Genomic DNA, 21506 nt, shown 5'->3' with positions numbered 1-21506 from the left:
TGTATTGATGAAATCGCCAAACTGGCGGGAACGGGCGACATGGTCTCGGCAATTACTGCCAGTGCAATGCGTGGCGAGTTGGATTTTGAACAAAGTTTGCGCAAACGTGTCGGCACCCTTAAAAATGCCCCTGAAGGTATTTTGCAAAAAGTACGGGAAAACCTACCGCTAATGGACGGTTTCGAGCGAATGGTGGCTATTTTGAAGCAACACGGTTGGAAACTGGCGATCGCGTCGGGCGGGTTTGATTATTTTGCAGACTATCTAAAAGAAAAGCATGCGCTGGATTTTGCCGTATCCAATCGGTTGGAAATTATCGACGGCAAATTAACCGGCAATGTGTTGGGAAAAGTGGTTGATGCAAAATATAAAGCCGAAACCTTACGGCGTTTGGGTGAAAACTTTCAGATTCCGCAATGTCAATGGGTTGCCGTCGGTGATGGTGCAAACGATTTGCCGATGTTGGCGGCGGCAAGCTTAGGCGTGGCGTTACATGCCAAACCTAAGGTGCAGGAACAAGCCGAATATGTCGTAAACTTCGGGGATTTAAGCGCATTAGTTTTATTATTAAATGCGAAAAATTTATTTAACCAAGTAAGAGGAAAATAGTATGCCGTCTTTTGATATTGTATCTGAAATTACCCTACACGAAGTCCGTAATGCGGTGGAAAACGCCAATCGCGTTCTCAGTACCCGATATGATTTTCGTGGTGTGGAAGCGGTTATCGAATTAAATGAAAAAAATGAAACGATTAAAGTCACGACCGAATCGGATTTCCAATTGGAACAATTAATCGAGATTTTAATCGGTGCATGCATTAAACGTGATATTGATAGCACTTCGCTTGATATTCCGACGGAAAGTGAGCATCACGGTAAACTTTACAGTAAAGAAGTGAAGTTAAAGCAAGGCATTGAAACCGAGATGGCGAAGAAAATCACAAAATTGATTAAAGAGTCTAAAATTAAGGTGCAAACTCAGATTCAAGGCGAACAAGTGCGCGTGACCGGGAAATCGAGAGATGATTTGCAAGCGGTGATTCAATTAGTGAAAGGCGCCGATTTGGGACAACCGTTCCAATTTAATAATTTTCGCGACTAGTTGATTGAAAAAAGAGCAAAAAGATGATATCCGAACGGGGATCGCCTTTTTGTGGCGTTTGTTTTGGGGAAATATGCTAACTCTATGATATTTATGATGTTTATTTTAAAAAGTTGTAAAAATCATCGTTTTGCCTAGGAACTAGCCAAATGCGTCGTTTTTTTGAAAAAGAGTTTGACATATTTTTATATCCTAGTATCATGCACGCCCACAGACACAGTGAGTGGTGAGATGGCCGAGCAGGCTGAAGGCGCTCCCCTGCTAAGGGAGTATGGGGTTAAAAAGCTCCATCGAGGGTTCGAATCCCTCTCTCACCGCCATTTACTTTATCACGCACCCGTAGCTCAGCTGGATAGAGTACTCGGCTACGAACCGAGCGGTCAGAGGTTCGAATCCTCTCGGGTGCGCCATTTTATTTCTACCTATCGGAATAACATGGTCGCGGATAAATTAAATAACACAATTTCTTTTCAAATACGCACCCGTAGCTCAGCTGGATAGAGTACTCGGCTACGAACCGAGCGGTCAGAGGTTCGAATCCTCTCGGGTGCGCCATTCAATTCTGAATTTCTTTTATCTTTCCACTTATATTTTCCGGTTTTATATATTTTATTGAATGCCTCAATATTTTGTCTACTATGCCCAATATTTCTAAATTTTATATAAAACAAGCGGTCTGTTTTTGCTGATAATTTACAAATATACAACCGCTTGCTTTTTGGCGCTTTATTCTGCCCGCCACATCATAAAACCGACTCGTTGTCTCTCTTTAATTCGGCGTTTGAGTTTATGAATGTGTAACATTCGACGAAATTTATTGCTACTGAGTCGCTTTACTTTTTGCTTTAATCGGCGTTTTCTTAACATATCGTTTCCTTTTTGATGAGTATCTGCTATTCCGAAGGCATTATCGGTGTTTGTGACGCTTCTGAAGCAGCTTGTGCGGCTTGTTCTTTAACCCGTTGATGATTCAGAATGCTGTTGTAATAACGGCGGATATTCTCAACATATTGGAACGCTTCAAATCCGCGCGCATAGCCATACTTCAAGTTACTATAGTAACGTTTTTCCGCCAGTAACGGTAAGTTCTTTTTCACATCTAACCAGTTGTCCGGATTGCCTCCAAGCTGTTTGGTTAAACGGCGAACATCGAGTAAATGTCCTAAACCCATATTATAGGCGGCGAGTCCGAACCAAATGCGATCTTCTTCCGCAATAGTTTGTGGTAATTGATTGATTAACAAATGCAAATATTCCGAACCGGCTTTAATACTTTGCTCGGTGTCGGTTCGATCATCAATATTCATTCGTTCGGCGGTCTCTCTGGTGAGCATCATCATTCCGCGTACGCCGGTCGGAGAGGTTGCATTCGGATCCCAATGAGATTCTTGATAAGCAATTGCCGCTAACATCTGCCATTCTAAATTGCCGCGATATTTTTCAAATAACGCTTGATATTTGGGGAGCACCGTTTCAATCGCTTTTAAGTAGCTTTGGGTGTCTACATAATCGAAACGTTCTAAATAGTTGAAATACTTTTCTTCAATACGAGAAATCAAACCGGTTTCGTTGGCTTGGTTTAAAAAGTCCAATACGGCGGCTTGTAACTCACTATAAGCGTTATTTTGTAGATACCATACAACAGGAACTTCATCGGTTAAATCAAAACCGACCGCAATATTGGGTTTAATGTGTTGTGCGGCGGAAACATCAATTGAAGCAGCAACGGTGTAAGGGATTTTGCCGTCAGCGACTTGAAGCAGCAATTCTTCTTGAGTGAATTTATCGGTAATTTGCCATTTGAGTTTGGGGTTTTGGACTTGCATATTCTGCAAAACAGGCAGTACAGCAGTACCTGCCGGTATCATTAACTCGCTTTTCAAATCGTCGATTTTATACGGACGTTGCGTTCCTTTTTTATACACAACCTGCCACGAGGCAGAATAGTAACTGGCTCCGATTTGGAATTCTTCTGCTTGCTCCGGTTGGAAGAGCAAACCTGCGGCAACTAAGTCAACCTCATTATTTCTAAGGGCGTCAAACAACTGTTCACTATTATCGTAAGGTTTAACTTCAAGCCCGACACCAATATAGTCTGAAAACGCTTTAGCTAAGTCATATTCAATACCGGCGGTGCCGTCCGCACCTACATAATAGGAAAGCGGATGGTTGATCATGCCGACTTTGAGCATTTTGCGTTGCTGGATTTGGGTATAGCGGTTCTCTTCCGCTAACATTGCTTTTTGCCATGGAAATACCATGTCTAAAGCCCAAAGCAGTAGTGCAACGCCAATAATCAAGCGAATAGCCAAACCTTTCACTGTGTTTCTCTCTTTCTTTCAGAAATAACAATTTATAGAGTGTAGCAAACTTTAATTGAATTCAAAATGGATATTAAAAAGGACGCGTAGAGCGTCCTGTATTTAATCGGATATACAAGCGGTCATTTATTCCCTATTTTTTGCAAATTTTATGCTGAAACTGACCGCTTGTTGTTGGGGCTTATAGCTCAACTTCTTCCTGCAAGAACCCGCCGCTTTGATGCGCCCATAATTTCGCATAAACACCGTTAAGTGCAAGCAATTCTTCGTGGCTGCCTTGTTCAACAATTTCACCTTTGTCTAACACAATCAAACGATCCATTGCCATAATGGTGGAGAGGCGGTGGGCGATAGCCACGACGGTTTTACCTTCCATTAATTCGGTCAAGTTCTCTTGAATGGCGACTTCTACTTCCGAATCCAACGCACTGGTTGCTTCATCTAGCAATAGAATCGGGGCATCTTTGAGCATAACTCGAGCAATGGCAATCCGCTGACGCTGTCCGCCAGAGAGTTTCACTCCACGCTCACCGACGTGAGCATCGTAGCCTGTTCTGCCTTTAGCATCGGTTAGATAAGGAATAAAATCCGCCGCCGAAGCACGCTCTACGGCACGTATCATCTCTTCCTCTGTTGCAGTCGGGCGACCGTACATCAAGTTTTCACGCACAGAACGGTGGAGCAAGGAAGTATCTTGTGTCACTAAGCCGATTTGTGAACGTAAGCTTTCTTGAGTGACTTCACAAATGTTCTGTCCGTCAATTTCAACAGACCCCTTTTGCACATCGTAAAAGCGTAGCAAGAGATTTGTCAGGGTCGATTTTCCTGCCCCACTGCGACCAACCAAGCCCACTTTTTCTCCTGCTTTGATATGTAAATCAAAACCTTTGAGCAACGGTTTTTTCTCGGTATAGGCAAAATCCACCTTATTGAAACGAATTTCCCCTTGCGTGACGGTAAGTGGTTTAGCATCGCTTTTATCCACAATAGTTTTCGGTTTAGATAAGGTTTCCATACCATCTTGCACCGTCCCCAAATTCTCAAATAGGCGGGCAAATTCCCACATAATCCACTGCGATAGCCCTTTAATGCGTAACGCTAACGCCGTAGAAGTGGCAATCGCTCCAGCCGTTACATCGCCTAGCGACCAAAGCCACAAGCCAATGCCAGCGGTAATGGTAATCAGGGCAATACTGTTAAAGTAAGTCAAGGTCTCAATCGTTGTCACTAAACGCATCTGTTTGTGCACCGTGACCATAAATTCTTCCATCGACTCTTTGGCATAACGAGACTCTCGATTACCGTGTGAGAACAGTTTTACCGTGGCAATGTTGGAGTAAGCGTCGGTAATTCGCCCTGTCATCAAACTGCGAGCGTCCGATTGCTCTTGTGCCGCTTGAGCTAGCTTCGGCACATACAGCCGAATAATCGCCACTAAGCTCACCACCCAAATAATGAATGGCACAAACAGCCAGCCATCAAGTTGGATTAAAATCACGCTGGTGGTGGTCAAATAGACAATTACATAGACCAACATATCCACACAGGTCATCAGTACATCTCGCACCGCTAAGGCTGTCTGCATTACCTTTGCCGACACTCGCCCAGCAAATTCGTCCTGATAAAAACTCATACTTTGCCCGAGCATCAAGCGGTGGAAATTCCACCGCAATCGCATCGGAAAAACCCCTTGCAAAGATTGAAACCGCACTGCACTGCCAAGATAGACAAACACCACGCTCATTAATGCCACAATCAGCATTAAGATCAGCGACATACCTTTCTCTTGCCACAGCTGTTGAACCGAATAGGTATTCACCCAATCCACCAACTCGCCCATATATTGAAACAGAATGCCTTCAATAATCCCTATGAACGCCACAAACACGATCAACGCCACAAAATAGCTCCGCATTCCTTTGGTACTTTCAAAAATAAAAGGAATGACTTTCGCTCTCGGCGTATTCGGTGCATCTTCAGGATAGGGGTTAATACGGTTTTCAAACCAAGTAAAGAGTTTATTTAACACAAATTTCCTTATTACAGTGACGGATTTAACAATTTCTCATTTAACGCCAAATCTTCGTTACGATTAACGCCAATCGGCTGTTTTAACACATTGCGTGCGATTTCGTGAGCATCAGCAAGGGAATGTTCTTTATATGAACCACATTGGAACTCGTTTAACTCTGGGATTTTGCTCTCATCGGGCACTTTTTCTAACGCATCACGCATTGAGGCTTCCCACGCTTTTGCTACCGCTTCTGCAGATGGAGAGCCAATTAATGACATATAAAACCCTGTGCGACAACCCATCGGTGAAATATCAATAATTTCAACGGTTTCGCTGTTTAAGTGATCACGCATAAAGCCTGCAAATAAATGTTCCATCGTGTGAATGCCACGTGGCGATAAAATCTCCACATTAGGACGCACAAAGCGTAAATCAAAGACGGTAATGGTGTCGCCCTTTGGCGTGGTCATCGTTTTCGCCACACGTACAGCAGGGGCGTTCATTTTAGTATGGTCAACTTTAAAGCTATCTAATAAAGGCATTTTGAAACTCCATAAAAATTTAATTAGTGGACAATTGTCCGTTATTCGTTACTCACTTATCCCTTGATCCCAAGTCCGTGCGCCTTCAGGTATTTTACGTTGCAGGCGAAAACGTTGGTTGGCGTCGGCTTGTGGTTGAACGACTTTACCCGAAGGCGTAGAGAAACTGATTCCTCCGTTGAGTAATTGTGACATACTGCCGGAATTCATACTGACTCCGCTTAAACTGATATCCATCGTGTAGCCTGTGGATGCCCAGAATTCGCTGTTTTTGCGTACTAAATGTTTGTATTGGTTATTAATAGCTAAGTGAATTTGTACGCGATCGCCCAGTTCGCTTAAACTCAACCGTTGAACGATACCGACCTGCATACCTCGATACATAACCGGTGCTTGAGGGGTAATTCCGTCGGCATCACTGGTTTCAAGAATAATAGGAAAGCCGCTACCGTATTGAGTTTGTACTGTATCCGTATCACCGATTTGGAATTGGGTTTTACGCTCACCGTTACCGGCATCAACATTGATATAGTTTTGTAATGCCGCATCTAGATTTTTGAAACCGGTCGTATTGACTTCGGGCGAAATCGCACTAAATTTACTGCCGGTTCTCGCCACGATAGGAAAGTATTGCCCCTCAATGTAAGCGGTGGCTTTGATCTGTTTTTTTGCATTATCCAACTGCAAAGATTCTATGCTACCAACTGTTAAACCCATGTATTTTATCGGCATACCTTTGCTGAGTTTAGAGGCATCTTTTGCGATTAAAGTGATATACGTGTTGCCTGATGTCGCCTTTGAATAACTTGCATATAACGTTTTGTCACTTTTTGAGCCATTATTATCAACACTGATCGCTCCTTTCAATGTGCGCATTAATGGGGAAGCCTGAACGTTCAGTCCGCTGGCGGAGAGATTGACTTGCATTGCAGGTTCAATCCAAAAACGGCTGGTGTCGCTCAATAAATGGCGATATTTCGGATCAATATAAAGATTGACCTCAAATTTGTTTTTTTGCGGTTGAACATTTAGCACTTCACCGATTTGAAAATCACGATATAACACCACAGAACCACGATCAATTCCGGATAGTTCCGTGGCCGACAATGTTAATGTCGCCTTTTTTTCTGTGGTCGTAATACCTGCTTCAGCATTATCCATATCTTTATAAAGCGGATAAGTGGTTTTAGGTGTACTGCCGGCTTTACCTTCGATAATACGGATACCGCCTTTTAGCCAATCGCTTGGTGAACCGGCGTGAACACGTACTCCGTCCAATCCGACAGATACATCTACATTAGAAATAGCGACAAATTTACTGTCTCCGCTCACTAAATGGCGATACGACGGGAAAATAATTGCCTGAAATTTTACGTTATCCAGACTAATATCGCGTTTTAGAATTTCACCGATTTGAATATCGTTATAGTAAATTCCCTGACCTTGTTCAACACCATAAGATTGTGGTGACGTCAAATTAATCGCCAAAATATTCGGGCGGGAGAGTAAATAATCGGACTCTTTATATACCTCGAACTCGTACTTGGGTTCGCCGCTGCCTTTTTCAATATCAAAGAAAATACCACGGAATAATTCACCGATTTTACTGATCTGCTCTTTGTTGAGATTAAAGCGCGGCTCTTTTAATAAAATTTGCGAACCGGTACGAAGTAAATCGGCATGATTCGGATCGATTAACAAAGTACCGGTAAAGGTCTGCTGACTGTCATCGTTATTAAGTTGCTCTCCGTCAGCTACGATTGGTGTCATTTGTAAGCTGGATAGCACACCGACTTGAATATTCTGATAATAAACCGGTGTTTCATTAATTTTTAAGTTCGCAACTGCCGGTATCGTGACTTTCACCGTCGTTCCGCGTTGGGCTGATTTTAAACTGTCGTATAAATCAAATGCTTGCCCTTGATCTGCGACCTCGGAATCATCAGGAGAATCAAATGCAACGGCTCCTTGCACGATAGAAGCAAGACTATCGACGGAAATATTTAAACCGCTGGTAAGTCCTGCATCGACAGAAATACCGCTGATATTCCAAAAATGGCTATCTTTTTTGACTAAATTGGCGTACTTTTTATCAATGATTACGTCGATTTCTATTTTTTTCTGATCCGTAGTGAAACGGTAGTCGGCGATACTGCCCACCGGAACTTTACGGAAATAAACACTGGCACCCACAGTAATCGAGCCTAAGTCATTTGCAACCAAGCGAATCAACAAATCACCGTCGGTGGCAGAAACTGCCGGTGCATCATCTTCGGCAATAAAGTTATATTGGCTTTTCCTGTCGCCTTCCTCCGGTAAAAGGGTAATATAGTTACCCGAAACCAGCGCATCTAATCCGGATACACCGGCTAATGAGGCACTTGGCTTAACCAGCCAAAACTTTGTTCCTTCTTTTAATACCGATTTTGCTTCGGGATTAATTTCCGCTTCGACTTCAACTTGTTTGAGATCATCGACAAAATACACTTTCTTGACTTGCCCGATTTGTAAGCCTTGATAGCGAATCGCCGTTTTGCCGGCGGTAATGCCGTCACCTTCATTAAAACGAATAGTGATACTTTCTCCTTGTTCTCGAAGAATTTGGAAAAACAGTAAGCAGCCGACAGCAAAGGCGACGATCGGCAATAACCAAAAAGGCGAAATTTTTCTCGGTTGACGCACTTTGGCTGGAAGGGTTTCTAACGTGTTCTCTGACATAATATTTCGATAATGTTAAATACATACAAGCGGTGCGATTATGCAAAAATTTTGCAAAATCTCACCGCTTATAAGTTTAGATGTTATGGTTGGAGCAAACCTTTGAAAAAGAAAAATTATTTTTCTTTGTCTTTTTCATCGCATTTTGTGACATTGCTGCATTTACCATAAAGATAAAGGCTATGGTTAGCAAGCTCGATACCGTGTTGTTCGCTGATTTCGCGTTGGCGACGCTCAATCTCGGAATCTTTAAATTCAAACACTTTTCCGCAGTCCATACAGATAATATGGTCGTGTTGGTGATTGAAGTTTAGCTCATAAACGGCTTTATTGGCATCAAAGTTGTGACGGGTGAGGATGCCCACTTCTTCAAATTGGTTTAAAACGCGGTATACCGTGGCTAAGCCGATTTCAGAATGTTTCTCCAACAGCAGTTTATAAATATCTTCTGCGGAAAAATGTTGCATCTGTTCACGGGTTTGTTGCATGAGTTCTAAAATAGTCAAACGCGGTTCCGTTACTTTCAGACCGACTTTTTTGAGTAATTTGATATTTTCTTCAGTCATTATTTCCTCCGTCACTATATTAGGCTAGTTCGGCTAAGTACATTTCATCAAAAATCTGTTTACACCAACGGTTTACACGCTCTTCGGTTAATTCCGGTTGGCGATCTTCGTCGATACATAAACCGATAAACGTATCATCATCAACAAGCGCTTGCGAAGCTTCAAAATGATAGCCTTCGGTTGGCCACAAGCCGACAATGGTTCCTCCGTTCGGTTCAATAATATCGCGCACGGTACCCATTGCATCACAGAAATATTCTGCATAATCTTCTTGGTCGCCGCAGCCGAAAATACCGACGATTTTACCGGTGAAATCAATTTCTTTTAAGGTTGGCATAAAGTCATCCCAATCCGCTTGAGATTCACCGTAATACCAAGTCGGGATGCCGATTAATAAGAAGTCGTATGCTTCGATATCTTCTTTTGTGCTTTTTGCAATATCCCGAATATCAACCAGATTTGCGCCTAGTTGTTTTTGAATCATTTTAGAGATGTTTTCCGTGTTTCCGGTATCGGAACCGTAAAATAAACCAACAACTGCCATTTGAATTACCTATTATTAAATCAATTCGTTAGGAATTGATATACTCATTTAAAATTATTTCGATTAACTGTCCGCGAGATAACCCTTTCAGGGTCGCCTCATACTCCAATGCTTGCACTAAATCCGCATGTAATTTTAATTCGACCCGTTTTAAACCCGATGAGCGATCACGTTTTAATTGATTGCGTTTATTGATTCGGACTTGTTGCGCGCGAGTTAACGGATTGGTACGCGGCCGCCCAACTTTTGGCATGGTTGCGAACAGATCTAACGTAATACAATCTGAATCTTGTTTTGCCATTTTTTCAATTTTGGTGGGCTATAAATTCATTCCCTTAAATGAGAATGAGACGCTAACTATTAAGTTGCGCACTATATCATAATCTCGAAATGTTGGAAATGGTGGCGTACATCGCTGCAACGTATTACTCAGATATGTTTTTGTAAATTTTAACGCAAAACAGACCGCTTGTTATTCCTGAATATCGGCGAAATTTGCATCAAGCAGTTGGGCCAAATCTCGCGGTGACAGTTCAATATCCAAACCGCGTTTGCCTCCGGAAACAAAGATCGAGGAAAATTGTCGGGCGGTAAGATCGATCACCGTCGTTAGACGCTTTTTTTGTCCCAAAGGGCTGATACCGCCTAACAGGTATCCGGTGGTTTTCTGTGCAATCTCTTTATCTGCCATTTCAACTTTTTTAACGCCTAGCGCTTGTGCCGCACGCTTTAAATTTAGCTGATTCGCTACCGGCACCACCATTACCGCTAACTTTTTTTGGTCGCCGTTTTCTGCCACCAATAGTGTTTTAAATACTTGAGCCGGGTTTAGCTTAAGTTTTTCGACGGCTTCTTGCCCGAAGTTATGGTTGTTCGGATCGTGTTCGTAGGGGTGAAGCTGAAACGGAATTTTTTGCTTTTTGAGTAGATTGATTGCGGGTGTCATTGTTTTTCCTTTCGCCAAAACAGGGAAATAAGAGTAGAATTCAGCCTTTATTTTGACGGGAGATTTTCAGAATGGCAAACATTCATTTGGCGATTGCCGCCGATTTTTTGTTGGCAGAAAAATTATTAGATGCGTTAGAGGCAGCTGATCTTCAGATCGGACGCATCAGCGCTGTTAAATTGGAAAGTTTTGGCGAAGAGCATTCATTACGTTTCGGTGCCAAAGCGGTGGAACAAATTGAACTTAATGATGTGGATTGGTCGCAGTTCAGCCATGTGCTGTTTGCCGGCAAAATGGTAAATGCCGAGCTGCTGGCGCAAGCTGTGCAAGCAGGCTGTATTATTTTAGATTTATACGGTATTACGGCGTTAATCGGTAATGTGCCGGTTGTGGTGCCGAGTGTGAATAATGAAGCGGTTGCCAATGTGCGTGAACGTAATATCGTTGCCCTCGCCAATCCGCAAATTAGCCAGTTGGCAATAGCGTTAAAGCCGTTGTTAACGCAGCCGATGAGCCAAATCTTTGTCACTTCATTATTACCTTCTGCCTATTTTGGTGATGAAAAAGTGCGCGAATTGGCGGGGCAAACCGCACAGCTGTTAAACGGCATTCCGTTAGATGATGAAAAACCGCGCGTGGCATTTGATAGTGTGCCGGCAAATGTGCAAGGCGATGAGGCTAATCTACCGTTTTCCCGTACGTTTGAATTACAATTTGCAAAAGTTTTGCCGAATCTGACCGCTTGTATCACCTTCCATTCGGTACAAGTGCCGGTATTCTACGGTGTAGCGCAAATGGTGAGTGTGCAATCCGAATATCAGCTTGATGCAACGGCAATCAGTGCGCAGTGGCAACAGCAACAGTGGGTTCAATTCAATGAGTCTACGGTAGTTACACCGGTGAAAAACGGTGAAAATGAAGAAAATAATGCATTACAAATCAGTCAGTTATTGGCTAAAAATGAAAACGCTTTACAGTTTTGGACGGTCGCCGACGAACAACGCTTCAGTCTTGCCTTTTTAGCGGTGGAGTTACTGAAAGAAGTGCTGGAATATTAATTTGCATAATCAGAGTATCAAAATGTTAGAGAAACTTTTTCAAATCAAACAGAAAGGCAGTAATGTCAAAACGGAAATTGTCGCGGGTATTACCACCTTCTTTACGATGGTTTATATTGTATTCGTTAATCCGTCTATTCTCGGTGTGGCGGGAATGGATACCCAAGTTGTGTTTGTCACGACCTGCTTAATTGCGGCTTTGGGCACTATCGCAATGGGGTTATTCAGTAATCTTCCGATTGCACTTGCACCGGCAATGGGATTGAACGCCTTTTTTGCCTATGTTGTGGTGCAGAAACTCGGCTATTCGTGGCAAACGGGAATGGGGACAATTTTTTGGGGCTCTGTCTGTTTGTTTATTTTGACCGTGTTACAAGTGCGTTACTGGTTTATGTCGGCGATTCCTCTGGGATTACGTGTCGGCATCGGTGCAGGAATCGGCTTATTTATTGCCTTGATCGGTTTTAAGAATATGGGACTGGTTGTTGCAAATCCGGAAACGTTGGTTGCTCTTGGCGATTTACACGATCCGAAAGTATTAATGGGGATTTTAGGTTTCTTCATTATTGTTGTGTTAGCCGCCAAAAGAATTCATTCCGGTGTATTGATCTCAATCGTCGTCATTACGGCTTTGGCGCTTGCTTTTGACCCGAATGTGAAATTCCACGGCTTTATTTCAACCCCGCCGAGCCTTGAAGCCGTTGTCGGACAAGTTGATGTTGCAGGAGCGCTGGATAAGGCGTTGTTAGGGATCATTTTTTCCTTTATGTTGGTGAATTTGTTTGACTCTTCAGGTACGTTAATTGCAGTCACGAACAAAGCCGGTATTACCGATGAAAAAGGGCGTTTCCCAAGAATGAAACAGGCTCTGTATGTCGACAGCGTGAGTGCAATGGCAGGTTCTTATATGGGAACTTCGGCAATTAGTACCTACATTGAAAGTGGTTCCGGTGTCTCGGTCGGCGGTCGAACCGGTTTAACGGCGGTTGTCGTGGGAATACTATTCTTATTAACTATTTTCTTCTCACCCTTAGCAAATCTCGTGCCGTCTTACGCAACAGCCGGCGCACTGGTGTTTGTCGGAATTTTGATGGCATCAAGTTTGATTGAAGTAAAATGGGACGATTTAACCGAAGCTACGCCGGCATTTATCACGACGGTAATGATGCCGTTTACCTACTCTATTACCGAGGGGATTGCTTTTGGCTTTATCAGCTACTGTATGATGAAAATCTGTACCGGTCGTTATAAAGAAGTCAATGCACCGGTGGCAGTCGTTTCGTTGCTATTTATTGTTAAGTTTGTATGGGTAGATAAACTTTTCCTTCTTTGAGAGAAAGAGAGGAAAATGCCAGTGAAAAGTTATATTATCTAAAACCTTGTTATTTTCCTTGTAGGAGGACACTATGCAAAAGTTACTGTTTATTATCAACGCTGCCCCTTACGGCAATGAGACTTTCTTCAGCGGTTTACGTCTTGCATTACAGTTACAAGAACAACATCAAGCTCATATCCGCCTGTTTTTAATGTCCGATGCGGTTGTTGCCGGTTTGCCTAAACAGAATCCGGCAGAAAGCTACCACGCACAGCAGATAATTGAAATTCTGACGTCGCAAGGGGCGGAAGTGAGAATATGCAAAAGCTGTGCCAATGCACGCGGAATCAGCGATTTACCTCTTGCTGACGGTGTCACTATCAGCACTCTTGCCGAACTTGCCGATTGGACAATCGATGCGGATAAAGTACTCACTTTTTAAGGACAACACATGACCACAAAATTAACTCCCGATGAGGCAATTGATATTGCCTATGATATTTTCTTGGAAATGGCACCGGAGAATCTCGATCCTGCCGATATTCTGTTGTTTAATTTGCAATTTGAGGATCGCGGCGGAGTAGAAGTGGTCGATACTGGTGATAACTGGGATGAAGAAATCGGCACATTAATTGACCCGGAGGCTTTTGTAGAAGTTTGGGTGAGTTTATACAACGATAACGATGAGATCGACGATGTTTTTGCTCGTTTCTTAATTTCACATGAAGCAGAAAATCGCGAATATCACGTGATTTGGAAGGAGTAACGCAAATGTTGGATTTATCTCAACAGTTTCGTGATGCAATGGCGCACCTCTGTTCGGCAGTCAGTGTCGTCACCAGTAACGGAGAGGCGGGGACGGTCGGTATGACGGTTTCTTCAGTTTGCTCGGTATCCGATAGTCCGGCGACCGTACTTTTTTGCGTCAATCAAAGTAGTGAACTACATGATATCATCAAACAAAACGGCAAAGTTTGTATCAATATTTTGAATGCAGAGCAACAAGAACTGGCAAAGCATTTTGCCGCAATGTTGGACAGCACAATGGACGAACGTTTCGAATGGGATATTTGGGACGAAAGTGAAACGCAGCAGATTTTATTACGCGATGCGGTAGCAAATTTGGAAGGCGAGATTATCGACAGCCATATTGTGGGGACGCATTCAATTTTTATCGTGCGTTTGTCTGATATTCAGGTGGAGCCAAAGGCAGGTTTAATTTATTTCGCTAGACAATTTAATGCCGTGGAGATTTGATTGAAATCAACCTAATTCTAAAGACCGACTATTTTAGTCGGTTTTTTATTGCCTGCGAAAAATAACGCGCTAAGATCTTATTATCAACAAAATAATAACGGAGGAAACCATGCAAGATTTAATGCTCTACAAACAGATGCCGGTTTGGACCAAAGATTCGTTACCGCAAATGTTTCAGGAAAAGCACAATACCAAAGTCGGCACTTGGGCAAAATTGACGGTTTTAAAAGGCGCGATCAAATATTATGAATTAACCGAAGAAGGTGATGTGGTGAGTGAAGCGGTTTTTGATGCCGATAACCAAAGCCCTTTTGTTGAGCCGCAAGTCTGGCACAAAGTAGAAGCTTTAACCGACGATTTGGAATGTCAGCTCGGTTTTTATTGTAAGCCGGAGGATTACTACGCCAAAAAATATAATCTTACCACTACCCATTCGGAAGTATTAAATACAGTGAAATATCTTCAAACGGGAGGAAAAGTCTTAGATTTAGGCTGCGGGCGCGGGCGTAATGCGTTGTATATGAATTTACTCGGTTTTGATGTCACGGCTTTGGATCATAATGAAGAGAGCATTCATTTTCTCAATTATATGATTGAAAAAGAGGGGATAAGCAACATTCATACGGCAGTTTACGACATTAACCAAGCTCAAGTGGCGGGCGAATTTGATCTGATTATTTCAACGGTCGTGATGATGTTTTTAAATCGTGATCGCATTCCGGCAATCATCGACAATATGCAAAAAAGCACCAAAGTCGGCGGTTATAATCTGATTGTCAGTGCGATGAGCACCGCTGATTATCCTTGCCCTATGCCGTTTTCTTTCACCTTTAAAGAAGGGGAATTAAAGCAGTATTATCAAGGTTGGGAATTGGTGAAATATAATGAAGATTTAGGGCATCTACACAAAACCGATGAAAACGGCAACCGCATTCAACTACGTTTTGCTACGATGTTAGCGAAGAAAATAGCGTAACTTTTTCTATGTAACGAGCGTTTTACTCGCAATGGCAAGCGGTGCGTTTCGGCTGATTTTTTGCAAAAAACCGGCTAAAACCGACCGCTTGTCATCGCTCGAACATATCATTTTTTATTCGCCAGCAGCATTGCTTTTAAATTGGCAATATTATCCGTGACTTTAGCCTGCTTCTGTTGCTCGCTCATTGGTGGTTTATCACGCTCCCACAATAGATCGTCCTGTGGCAGTTCCAATAGAAAACGGCTGACTTCCGGATTCATTATTTCACCGTATTGGCGGCGTTCTTTACAGAGCGAGAAAGTCAGAGTCTGTTGCGCACGAGTAATACCGACATAAGCAAGGCGACGTTCTTCCTCAACATTATCTTCATCAATACTGGTTTGGTGCGGTAAAATGCCTTCTTCCATGCCGATCAAAAACACGTGCGGGAATTCCAAACCTTTGGACGCGTGCAGCGTCATCAGTTGCACTTGGTCGTTCTCATCATCGTTTTCACTGCGTTCCAACATATCTCTCAACGTCAGATTTGTCACCACTTGTGACAAACTCATCGGCTCATTCAGCTCATCGCCTTCTAACATACCTTCTACCCATCCGAACAGTGTTTGCACGTTACGGCTTTGCATTTCTGCTGCTTTCGGCGTACTCGCGGTCTCATACAGATAAGTTTCATATTGAATTTTAGCAAGCATTGCCTTCACTGCATCCGTCGGTTCGGCGCGAATCGCTTGGTCGGACAGTTCCACTATCCAACGGGCAAAATCTTGTAATGCCTGATAAGGACGGGCGGTGAGACGTTGAATTAATTCGAAATCAAAAATCGCCTCAAATAAGCTAATCTGCCGTTCATTCGCTAACTGCCCGAGTTTTTCCAATGTGGAGGCGCCGATTTCCCGCTTTGGCGTATTAACGATTCGTAAAAATGCGGCATCGTCATCCTGATTCACCAACAAACGCAGATAAGCCAACATATCTTTAATTTCCGCTTTGGCAAAAAATGAGCTTCCGCCTGAAATTTTATACGGAATACGGTTTTGTACTAACAGTTTTTCCAACAAACGCGATTGGTGATTGCCTCGATAAAGAATCGCATAATCCTTATATTGAGTTTTATTCAAATAGCGGTGGGCAATCAGTTCACCGACAATGCGTTCTGCCTCGTGTTCTTCGTTTTTGGCTTCAATCACATTCAACTTTTCGCCTTCACCGAGCTGAGAAAACAGCCGTTTTTCAAACAGGTGATCGTTATTGTCAATTAGAATATTGGCACAATGTAAAATCCGCTGACTGGAACGGTAATTTTGTTCAAGCTTAATCACTTTCAGTGTCGGAAAATCATTACGCAATCGCCCCATATTTTCCGGTTTCGCTCCTCGCCAAGAATAGATGGACTGGTCGTCGTCGCCCACCACGGTAAAGTTACCGTGGCTGCCGACCAACAATTTGATCAGCTCGTATTGGCTTGTGTTGGTATCCTGATATTCATCAACCAGCAGATAGCGAATCTTCTCCTGCCAACGGGCTTTCGCGTCGGGAAATTGCTGAAACAGTAAGGTCGGCAACATAATTAAATCATCAAAATCCAATGCATTGTAGGCTTTGAGCTGATTTTGATATTGTTGATAAAAATGTGAAAACACGCGCTCGCGATCAGTCACGGTTCTGCCGATGACGTGTTCCGGCAACAGCAAGTCGTTTTTCCAATTGGAAATAGCAGAAATCAGCAGCTTGAGTAAGTCTTTATCTTCCGTAACGTTTTCCGGTAGTAGGTGTTTGAGCAGTGCGATTTGGTCGTGTTCGTCGAACAGTGTCATGCCCGATTTATAGCCGAGCAGTTTATGCTCGCGTTTGAGAATTTCAAATCCGAGTGTGTGGAAAGTCGAAATCGTCAGCCCTTTACTGCTTTCTTTGCCGATCGAATGTGCGACACGCTCGCGCATTTCGCGCGCAGCTTTATTTGTAAACGTCACGGCAGCAATTTGTTTCGGTGAATAACCGCAGTGTGCAATCAAATGGGCGATTTTATTGATAATAACCCGGGTTTTCCCCGAGCCTGCGCCGGCTAATACTAAGCACGCACCATTGACATATTCCACCGCAGCTTGTTGTTGAGGGTTGAGCTTCATTCTGTTTTTCCTATTCTTACAAGCGGTGAGATTTTAGAGATTTTTTGCAAATTGTCGAATAAAACTGACCGCTTGTTGTTTTGGATGATAAAATTCGTTCATTGATGATGTTAACCGAAACCGATATGAAACCGCTTGATCCGCTCTCACTTCCGCTAAATCAATCCGTACTGATTGAAGCTTCCGCCGGCACGGGGAAAACCTACACGATGGTGAATCTCTATTTACGTTTATTGCTGGGCGTAGGTTGTCGTCCGTTGATGGTCGAGCAGATTTTGGTCGTGACCTTCACCAAAGCCGCCACACAAGAGCTGCGCGATCGTATTCGGGAAAAATTAGCTAAAGTTGCCATGCTGTTTAGCCAATACCATTCGGGAAAAAGCCAAGAATTGGCGGAAGATCCTTTTTTGTTCGGTTTATATCAACAAATAAAACCGAATCTCTCCGAAGCGTTGTTACGTTTAAGAATGGCGGAAAAAGAGATCGATCTTGCCGCAATTTTTACTATCGACAGCTTTTGCCAAAAAATGCTGTTTCAATTTGCTTTTGATTCCGGCGTGCGTTTTGATATTGATTTACAGCCTGACGAAAGTGAGTTGTTGACCCGGTTGAGTGAAGAAACTTGGCGTGAATTGTTTTATCCGATGAATCTCGAACAAACGAGAATTGTCGCCGAGCAGTTGCACTCTCCGCAAGGTGCTTTAGAGTCAGTTAAAACTTATTTATACGGTCCGCAACCGCCACTGACAAAAGCGCAGCAATGGTTGACCCGCAATCCCGATGACTTTTTTCACGGTTTGTCGACCTTGGTTGCCGACGCCAAATCTCATTGGCGGGCGCATGGTGACGAAATGATCGCCCTGATTCAAGCGGAACTAAATAAAAACTACAAAAGTGGAGTGAAAAAATCTCTGAGCCGCAAAGCCTATCAGCAACGTTGGCTGAACGGTTGGATTGAAGAGTTGAATCAGTGGGCGAATCACTCACAACATATTCTGCCGAGTAACAGTTTTTCGCGTTTCAGTCAGGCTTTTTTGAACGATAAAGCAGAAGAGGGCGCCCAACCGCTGGAACATGACTATTTTGCAAAAAATCAATCCTTTCTGACCGCTTACCAACAACAATTTGAAGGTAAAGCGAAGCCGCTTTTACTGTTTCGTTTTTTGACCCGCCTGCGCGAAAGGTTATCTCATTATAAAATGACTCACCGAGAAAAAAGTTTCGGTGATATGTTGAGTTTTTTGCACCAAGCATTACAAGGCGGCCAAGGGGAAAAACTGGCGGAAAAGATTCGCAATTTATTTCCTTTTGCGATGATTGATGAATTTCAGGATACCAACCAAGAACAGTACGAGATTTTCAGTCGGATTTTTATGCAGGGACAGCCCGAAGAGCAAGGTTTTATCATGATTGGCGACCCGAAACAGTCGATCTATAAATTCCGTGGCGCCGATATTTTCACCTATTTGGCGGCAGCGAATCATGTAAATGAAAAAGCAACGTTAAACCGCAATTGGCGCTCTCTGCCACAAGTGGTGGAATGCACTAACCGGCTGTTTAGTTTCCCGAATGAGGCAAAAATCAGCCCGTTTTTGTATGAAGGGATCGCATTTCAAGCTGTCAGTGCCGGTGAAAACGGAGAAACGTTATTTGGTGCTACGCATAATCGATTTTTTTTGCAGGCAGAATTTGATGAAAAACAGGCGGCGAAACAGTGTGCTTACCAAATTCAACAGCAGCTTAAACAGGCGGAACAAGGCGCATTTTTTTTGCAAAAAAATGGCGAAAACCGACCGCTTGCAGCGCAGGATATCACCGTGTTGGTGCGCAGCCACACTCAGGCAAATTTAATCCGTAACGCACTATTGAAATGTGGTATTCAATCGGTATTTTTTTCTGAACGCAACAGTGTCTATCAAACCCAAGAGGCGCAAGATTTGCAATTTGTATTGCGCGCTTGTTTATATCCTTACCATCAACGCAGTTTACTTGCCGCACTGGGTTCCTATTTGTGGGGATTCACTGCCGAACAGATTTTTCAGCTCAAACAGGACGAAAACGAATGGGATAAGTGGGTTGATTGTTTTGTTCATTATCAGCAAGTATGGCAACAACAAGGGATTTTGCCGATGCTGCACCAAATTTTTGTGCAGAAGGGAATTATTCAACGCATTAATGGCAGACCTTATGCCGAACGGCGTATCACTGATTTACTTCATTTGGCGGAATTGCTGCAAAATGCGATGCCGAATCTCGAAAACGAATCGGCATTGTTGCGTTGGTATAAACAGCAACTGAATAATCCGAACGGGCAGTCGGACGAACAGAAACAGCGTTTAGAAAGTGAAGCCGGTTTGGTGAAAGTGGTGACGATTCATGGTTCCAAAGGCTTGGAATATCCGATTGTGTGGCTGCCTTTTGCCGGTAAAGCGAGTAACGCCGCTAAAAGTCGGGCGATGGTGATTTATCATCGTGATCAGGGTGAAAACAGCGAAGCGCTTTGGGATTTCAGTTCACAATCGGACGAAATTAAAATGTGGATTGATAAAGCGGAATTTTCGGAAGATTTACGTCTGTTATATGTCGCACTGACACGTGCTAAATATCAGCTAAATATTGTGTTGCCTGCCGAGTTTAAAAAAGGTTGGGCAGCTTTTCATTATTTGTTGAGTAACGGTGAAATCGGTTTATCGGCGAAAACGGATGGCGTGACGGCAGAATTATTGAAACAAAAAGGGATTTTTGCCGAAGTCACGGTTTTATCGGACGAAATTGATACGGATCATTGGCGTCCAAGCCTTAAACCGCAGCCACAAGTGAGTGCATCTATTTTTAACGGTACGATCCCCAACGACGGTCAGATTACCAGTTTTACATCACTTCAAGCTCAGAACGAGCGTTTGCAAAATTCGCAGCCAAACGTACCGCTTGTGAGTTTCGGTGACGAGGCACAAGATTATGATCGCCTCAATGAAAGCTTACTGTTGAGCGAGGTGGAAGAAGATCCGAACCCTTACAGTCCTTACCAATTCCCGCATAGTACGAAAGTCGGTAATTTGTTACATAAATTGTTTGAACAGTGGGATTTCGCCCAGCCTCCCAGCTTAGAGCGCGTACAAAATTTGTGCGATCAACTCGATTTAGACGAAGAGTGGCTGCTACCGGTGCAGCAATGGCTGGAACAAGCGGTCAGTACGCGTTTTGGTGAAACGCCTTTTGCATTAAAAGATCTTCAAACGTGCCGGCGTTTAAACGAGTGGCAATTCTATTTGCGTTTATCTAATCCGAAAGCATTGCCACAGCTTAACGGGTTGTTGAAAAAACAGAGCAAATTGGCAAAATGGATACCGGATTTGCAGCTTAACCAATTAGAAGGTTTTGTGCGTGGCTTTGTCGATTGTATTACTCAAGTCGGCGATAAATATTATGTGTTGGATTATAAATCTAACTTTTTGGGCTATCTGCCGCAGGATTATGCCTCGGATAATTTAACCAAAACCATGGTGCAATACCGTTATGATTTCCAATATTTACTTTACACACTTGCGGTACACCGCTATTTAAAATCCCGTCTAGGGGAAAGCTACTGCTATGAACGCGATTTTGGTGGCGTAGCATACTTGTTTCTTCGTGGAATGAATGGCACCGATCATAGCGGCGTGTTCTTTGATAAGCCGAACGTGGAATTGATCGAAGAAATGGACAGGTTGTTTGGGTAGGTTATTTGATATAACGATTCAATTACTCGAGGGTAATAAACTTACCCTCGTTTTGTGATTGCTCTCGTCTTGATTGCAGGAACAATTATCCTTTTCTCTTACGTTCAATCCCGTCCAATAATGCCTGAATAGCCGGTTCGGCGAAGATATTTTCAACCGTCGTACTCAACTTGCGACGCCAGTTCGGATATTCGGTACTGGTACCGGGAATATTCACCGGTTCTAACATATTCAACCAATCTTCCGGTTGGGAGCCGAATAGTACACTGTTCGTATCCGCCACATAACTTTGTAATTGA

At 43.2% G+C, this 21506-nt stretch carries 20 protein-coding genes and 3 tRNA genes; 12 read left to right on the top strand and 11 right to left on the bottom strand.

The window, feature by feature from the left end; genetic code table 11:
- The 5 genes from serB to ACEYJ7_RS08705 form a co-directional block, all read left to right on the top strand.
- Positions 1-609 (top strand): phosphoserine phosphatase SerB (gene serB / locus ACEYJ7_RS08725; RefSeq protein WP_373778691.1); only part of this gene is annotated, 609 nt, incomplete at its 5' end.
- A 1-nt stretch (position 610) separates the two neighbouring features.
- The gene (locus tag ACEYJ7_RS08720; protein WP_373767040.1) at positions 611-1102 is read left to right on the top strand and encodes a YajQ family cyclic di-GMP-binding protein; all 492 of its coding nucleotides are present in this window, start codon (positions 611-613) and stop codon (positions 1100-1102) included.
- 225 nt (positions 1103-1327) lie between these two features.
- Positions 1328-1422 (top strand) — tRNA-Ser (locus ACEYJ7_RS08715).
- Positions 1423-1435: 13 nt separating this feature from the next.
- Positions 1436-1512, top strand: a tRNA-Arg gene (locus tag ACEYJ7_RS08710).
- Positions 1513-1580: 68 nt separating this feature from the next.
- Positions 1581-1657: transfer RNA gene (locus tag ACEYJ7_RS08705), tRNA-Arg, on the top strand.
- A 171-nt stretch (positions 1658-1828) separates the two neighbouring features.
- On the opposite strand, the gene ACEYJ7_RS08700 is transcribed toward ACEYJ7_RS08705, so the two are convergent.
- From ACEYJ7_RS08700 to ybaK, 9 genes are all read right to left on the bottom strand, one after another.
- On the bottom strand, positions 1829-1969 hold the full coding sequence (locus ACEYJ7_RS08700) for a hypothetical protein (RefSeq protein ID WP_373778690.1): 141 nt from the start codon (positions 1967-1969) through the stop codon (positions 1829-1831).
- Positions 1970-1995: 26 nt separating this feature from the next.
- Positions 1996-3423 (bottom strand): membrane-bound lytic murein transglycosylase MltF, encoded by a 1428-nt coding sequence (mltF, locus tag ACEYJ7_RS08695; protein WP_373778688.1) that lies wholly within the window; start codon positions 3421-3423, stop codon positions 1996-1998.
- Positions 3424-3604: 181 nt separating this feature from the next.
- A complete protein-coding gene (locus ACEYJ7_RS08690; RefSeq protein WP_373778687.1) occupies positions 3605-5452 on the bottom strand; it encodes an ABC transporter ATP-binding protein in 1848 nt (615 codons plus the stop codon).
- Positions 5453-5463: 11 nt separating this feature from the next.
- Positions 5464-5979: an S-ribosylhomocysteine lyase gene (luxS, locus tag ACEYJ7_RS08685; protein WP_373778686.1), complete on the bottom strand. Its 516-nt coding sequence runs from the start codon at positions 5977-5979 to the stop codon at positions 5464-5466.
- A gap of 48 nt (positions 5980-6027) precedes the next feature.
- Positions 6028-8697 (bottom strand): MlaD family protein, encoded by a 2670-nt coding sequence (locus ACEYJ7_RS08680; protein WP_373778685.1) that lies wholly within the window; start codon positions 8695-8697, stop codon positions 6028-6030.
- 116 nt (positions 8698-8813) lie between these two features.
- Entirely contained in the window at positions 8814-9263 is a 450-nt protein-coding gene (gene fur / locus ACEYJ7_RS08675; RefSeq protein WP_373778684.1) for a ferric iron uptake transcriptional regulator, read from the bottom strand.
- Between the two features lie 19 nt (positions 9264-9282).
- The gene (fldA, locus tag ACEYJ7_RS08670; RefSeq protein WP_373778683.1) at positions 9283-9807 is read right to left on the bottom strand and encodes a flavodoxin FldA; all 525 of its coding nucleotides are present in this window, start codon (positions 9805-9807) and stop codon (positions 9283-9285) included.
- A gap of 28 nt (positions 9808-9835) precedes the next feature.
- Complete coding sequence (ybfE, locus tag ACEYJ7_RS08665; protein WP_373778682.1) at positions 9836-10108, bottom strand: LexA regulated protein; 273 nt, start codon at positions 10106-10108, stop codon at positions 9836-9838.
- A gap of 171 nt (positions 10109-10279) precedes the next feature.
- Positions 10280-10753 carry a Cys-tRNA(Pro)/Cys-tRNA(Cys) deacylase YbaK gene (ybaK, locus tag ACEYJ7_RS08660; RefSeq protein ID WP_373778681.1) on the bottom strand — a complete coding sequence of 158 codons (474 nt, stop codon included), beginning with the start codon at positions 10751-10753 and terminating at the stop codon, positions 10280-10282.
- 71 nt (positions 10754-10824) lie between these two features.
- On the opposite strand from ybaK, the gene ACEYJ7_RS08655 reads away from it, so the two are divergent.
- The 6 genes from ACEYJ7_RS08655 (at position 10825) to tehB (ending at position 15359) form a co-directional block, all read left to right on the top strand.
- Complete coding sequence (locus tag ACEYJ7_RS08655) at positions 10825-11811, top strand: oxidoreductase (protein ID WP_373778680.1); 987 nt, start codon at positions 10825-10827, stop codon at positions 11809-11811.
- A gap of 22 nt (positions 11812-11833) precedes the next feature.
- Complete coding sequence (locus ACEYJ7_RS08650; RefSeq protein WP_373778679.1) at positions 11834-13144, top strand: NCS2 family permease; 1311 nt, start codon at positions 11834-11836, stop codon at positions 13142-13144.
- 73 nt (positions 13145-13217) lie between these two features.
- Positions 13218-13568 carry a DsrE/DsrF/TusD sulfur relay family protein gene (locus ACEYJ7_RS08645; protein WP_373778678.1) on the top strand — a complete coding sequence of 117 codons (351 nt, stop codon included), beginning with the start codon at positions 13218-13220 and terminating at the stop codon, positions 13566-13568.
- A 9-nt stretch (positions 13569-13577) separates the two neighbouring features.
- On the top strand, positions 13578-13892 hold the full coding sequence (locus tag ACEYJ7_RS08640) for an HI1450 family dsDNA-mimic protein (RefSeq protein ID WP_373778677.1): 315 nt from the start codon (positions 13578-13580) through the stop codon (positions 13890-13892).
- A gap of 5 nt (positions 13893-13897) precedes the next feature.
- On the top strand, positions 13898-14383 hold the full coding sequence (hpaC, locus tag ACEYJ7_RS08635) for a 4-hydroxyphenylacetate 3-monooxygenase, reductase component (protein ID WP_373778676.1): 486 nt from the start codon (positions 13898-13900) through the stop codon (positions 14381-14383).
- A gap of 109 nt (positions 14384-14492) precedes the next feature.
- Positions 14493-15359 (top strand): SAM-dependent methyltransferase TehB, encoded by an 867-nt coding sequence (tehB, locus tag ACEYJ7_RS08630; protein WP_373778675.1) that lies wholly within the window; start codon positions 14493-14495, stop codon positions 15357-15359.
- A 107-nt stretch (positions 15360-15466) separates the two neighbouring features.
- Here the strand turns inward: tehB and rep are convergent, their stop codons facing one another.
- Positions 15467-17488, bottom strand: coding sequence for a DNA helicase Rep (gene rep / locus ACEYJ7_RS08625; protein ID WP_373778674.1), 2022 nt, complete (start codon positions 17486-17488; stop codon positions 15467-15469).
- 125 nt (positions 17489-17613) lie between these two features.
- On the opposite strand from rep, the gene recB reads away from it, so the two are divergent.
- Positions 17614-21207 (top strand): exodeoxyribonuclease V subunit beta, encoded by a 3594-nt coding sequence (gene recB, locus ACEYJ7_RS08620; protein WP_373778692.1) that lies wholly within the window; start codon positions 17614-17616, stop codon positions 21205-21207.
- A gap of 85 nt (positions 21208-21292) precedes the next feature.
- On the opposite strand, the gene ACEYJ7_RS08615 is transcribed toward recB, so the two are convergent.
- Positions 21293-21506: 4-alpha-glucanotransferase (locus ACEYJ7_RS08615; RefSeq protein WP_373778673.1), on the bottom strand; the 214-nt coding region annotated here is incomplete at its 5' end.

The organism is Glaesserella sp. (assembly GCF_041814905.1).
GTDB lineage: Bacteria > Pseudomonadota > Gammaproteobacteria > Enterobacterales > Pasteurellaceae > Glaesserella.
Note: the sequence above shows the minus strand (reverse complement) of the source record. Positions and strands in the feature narration are given on the sequence as shown.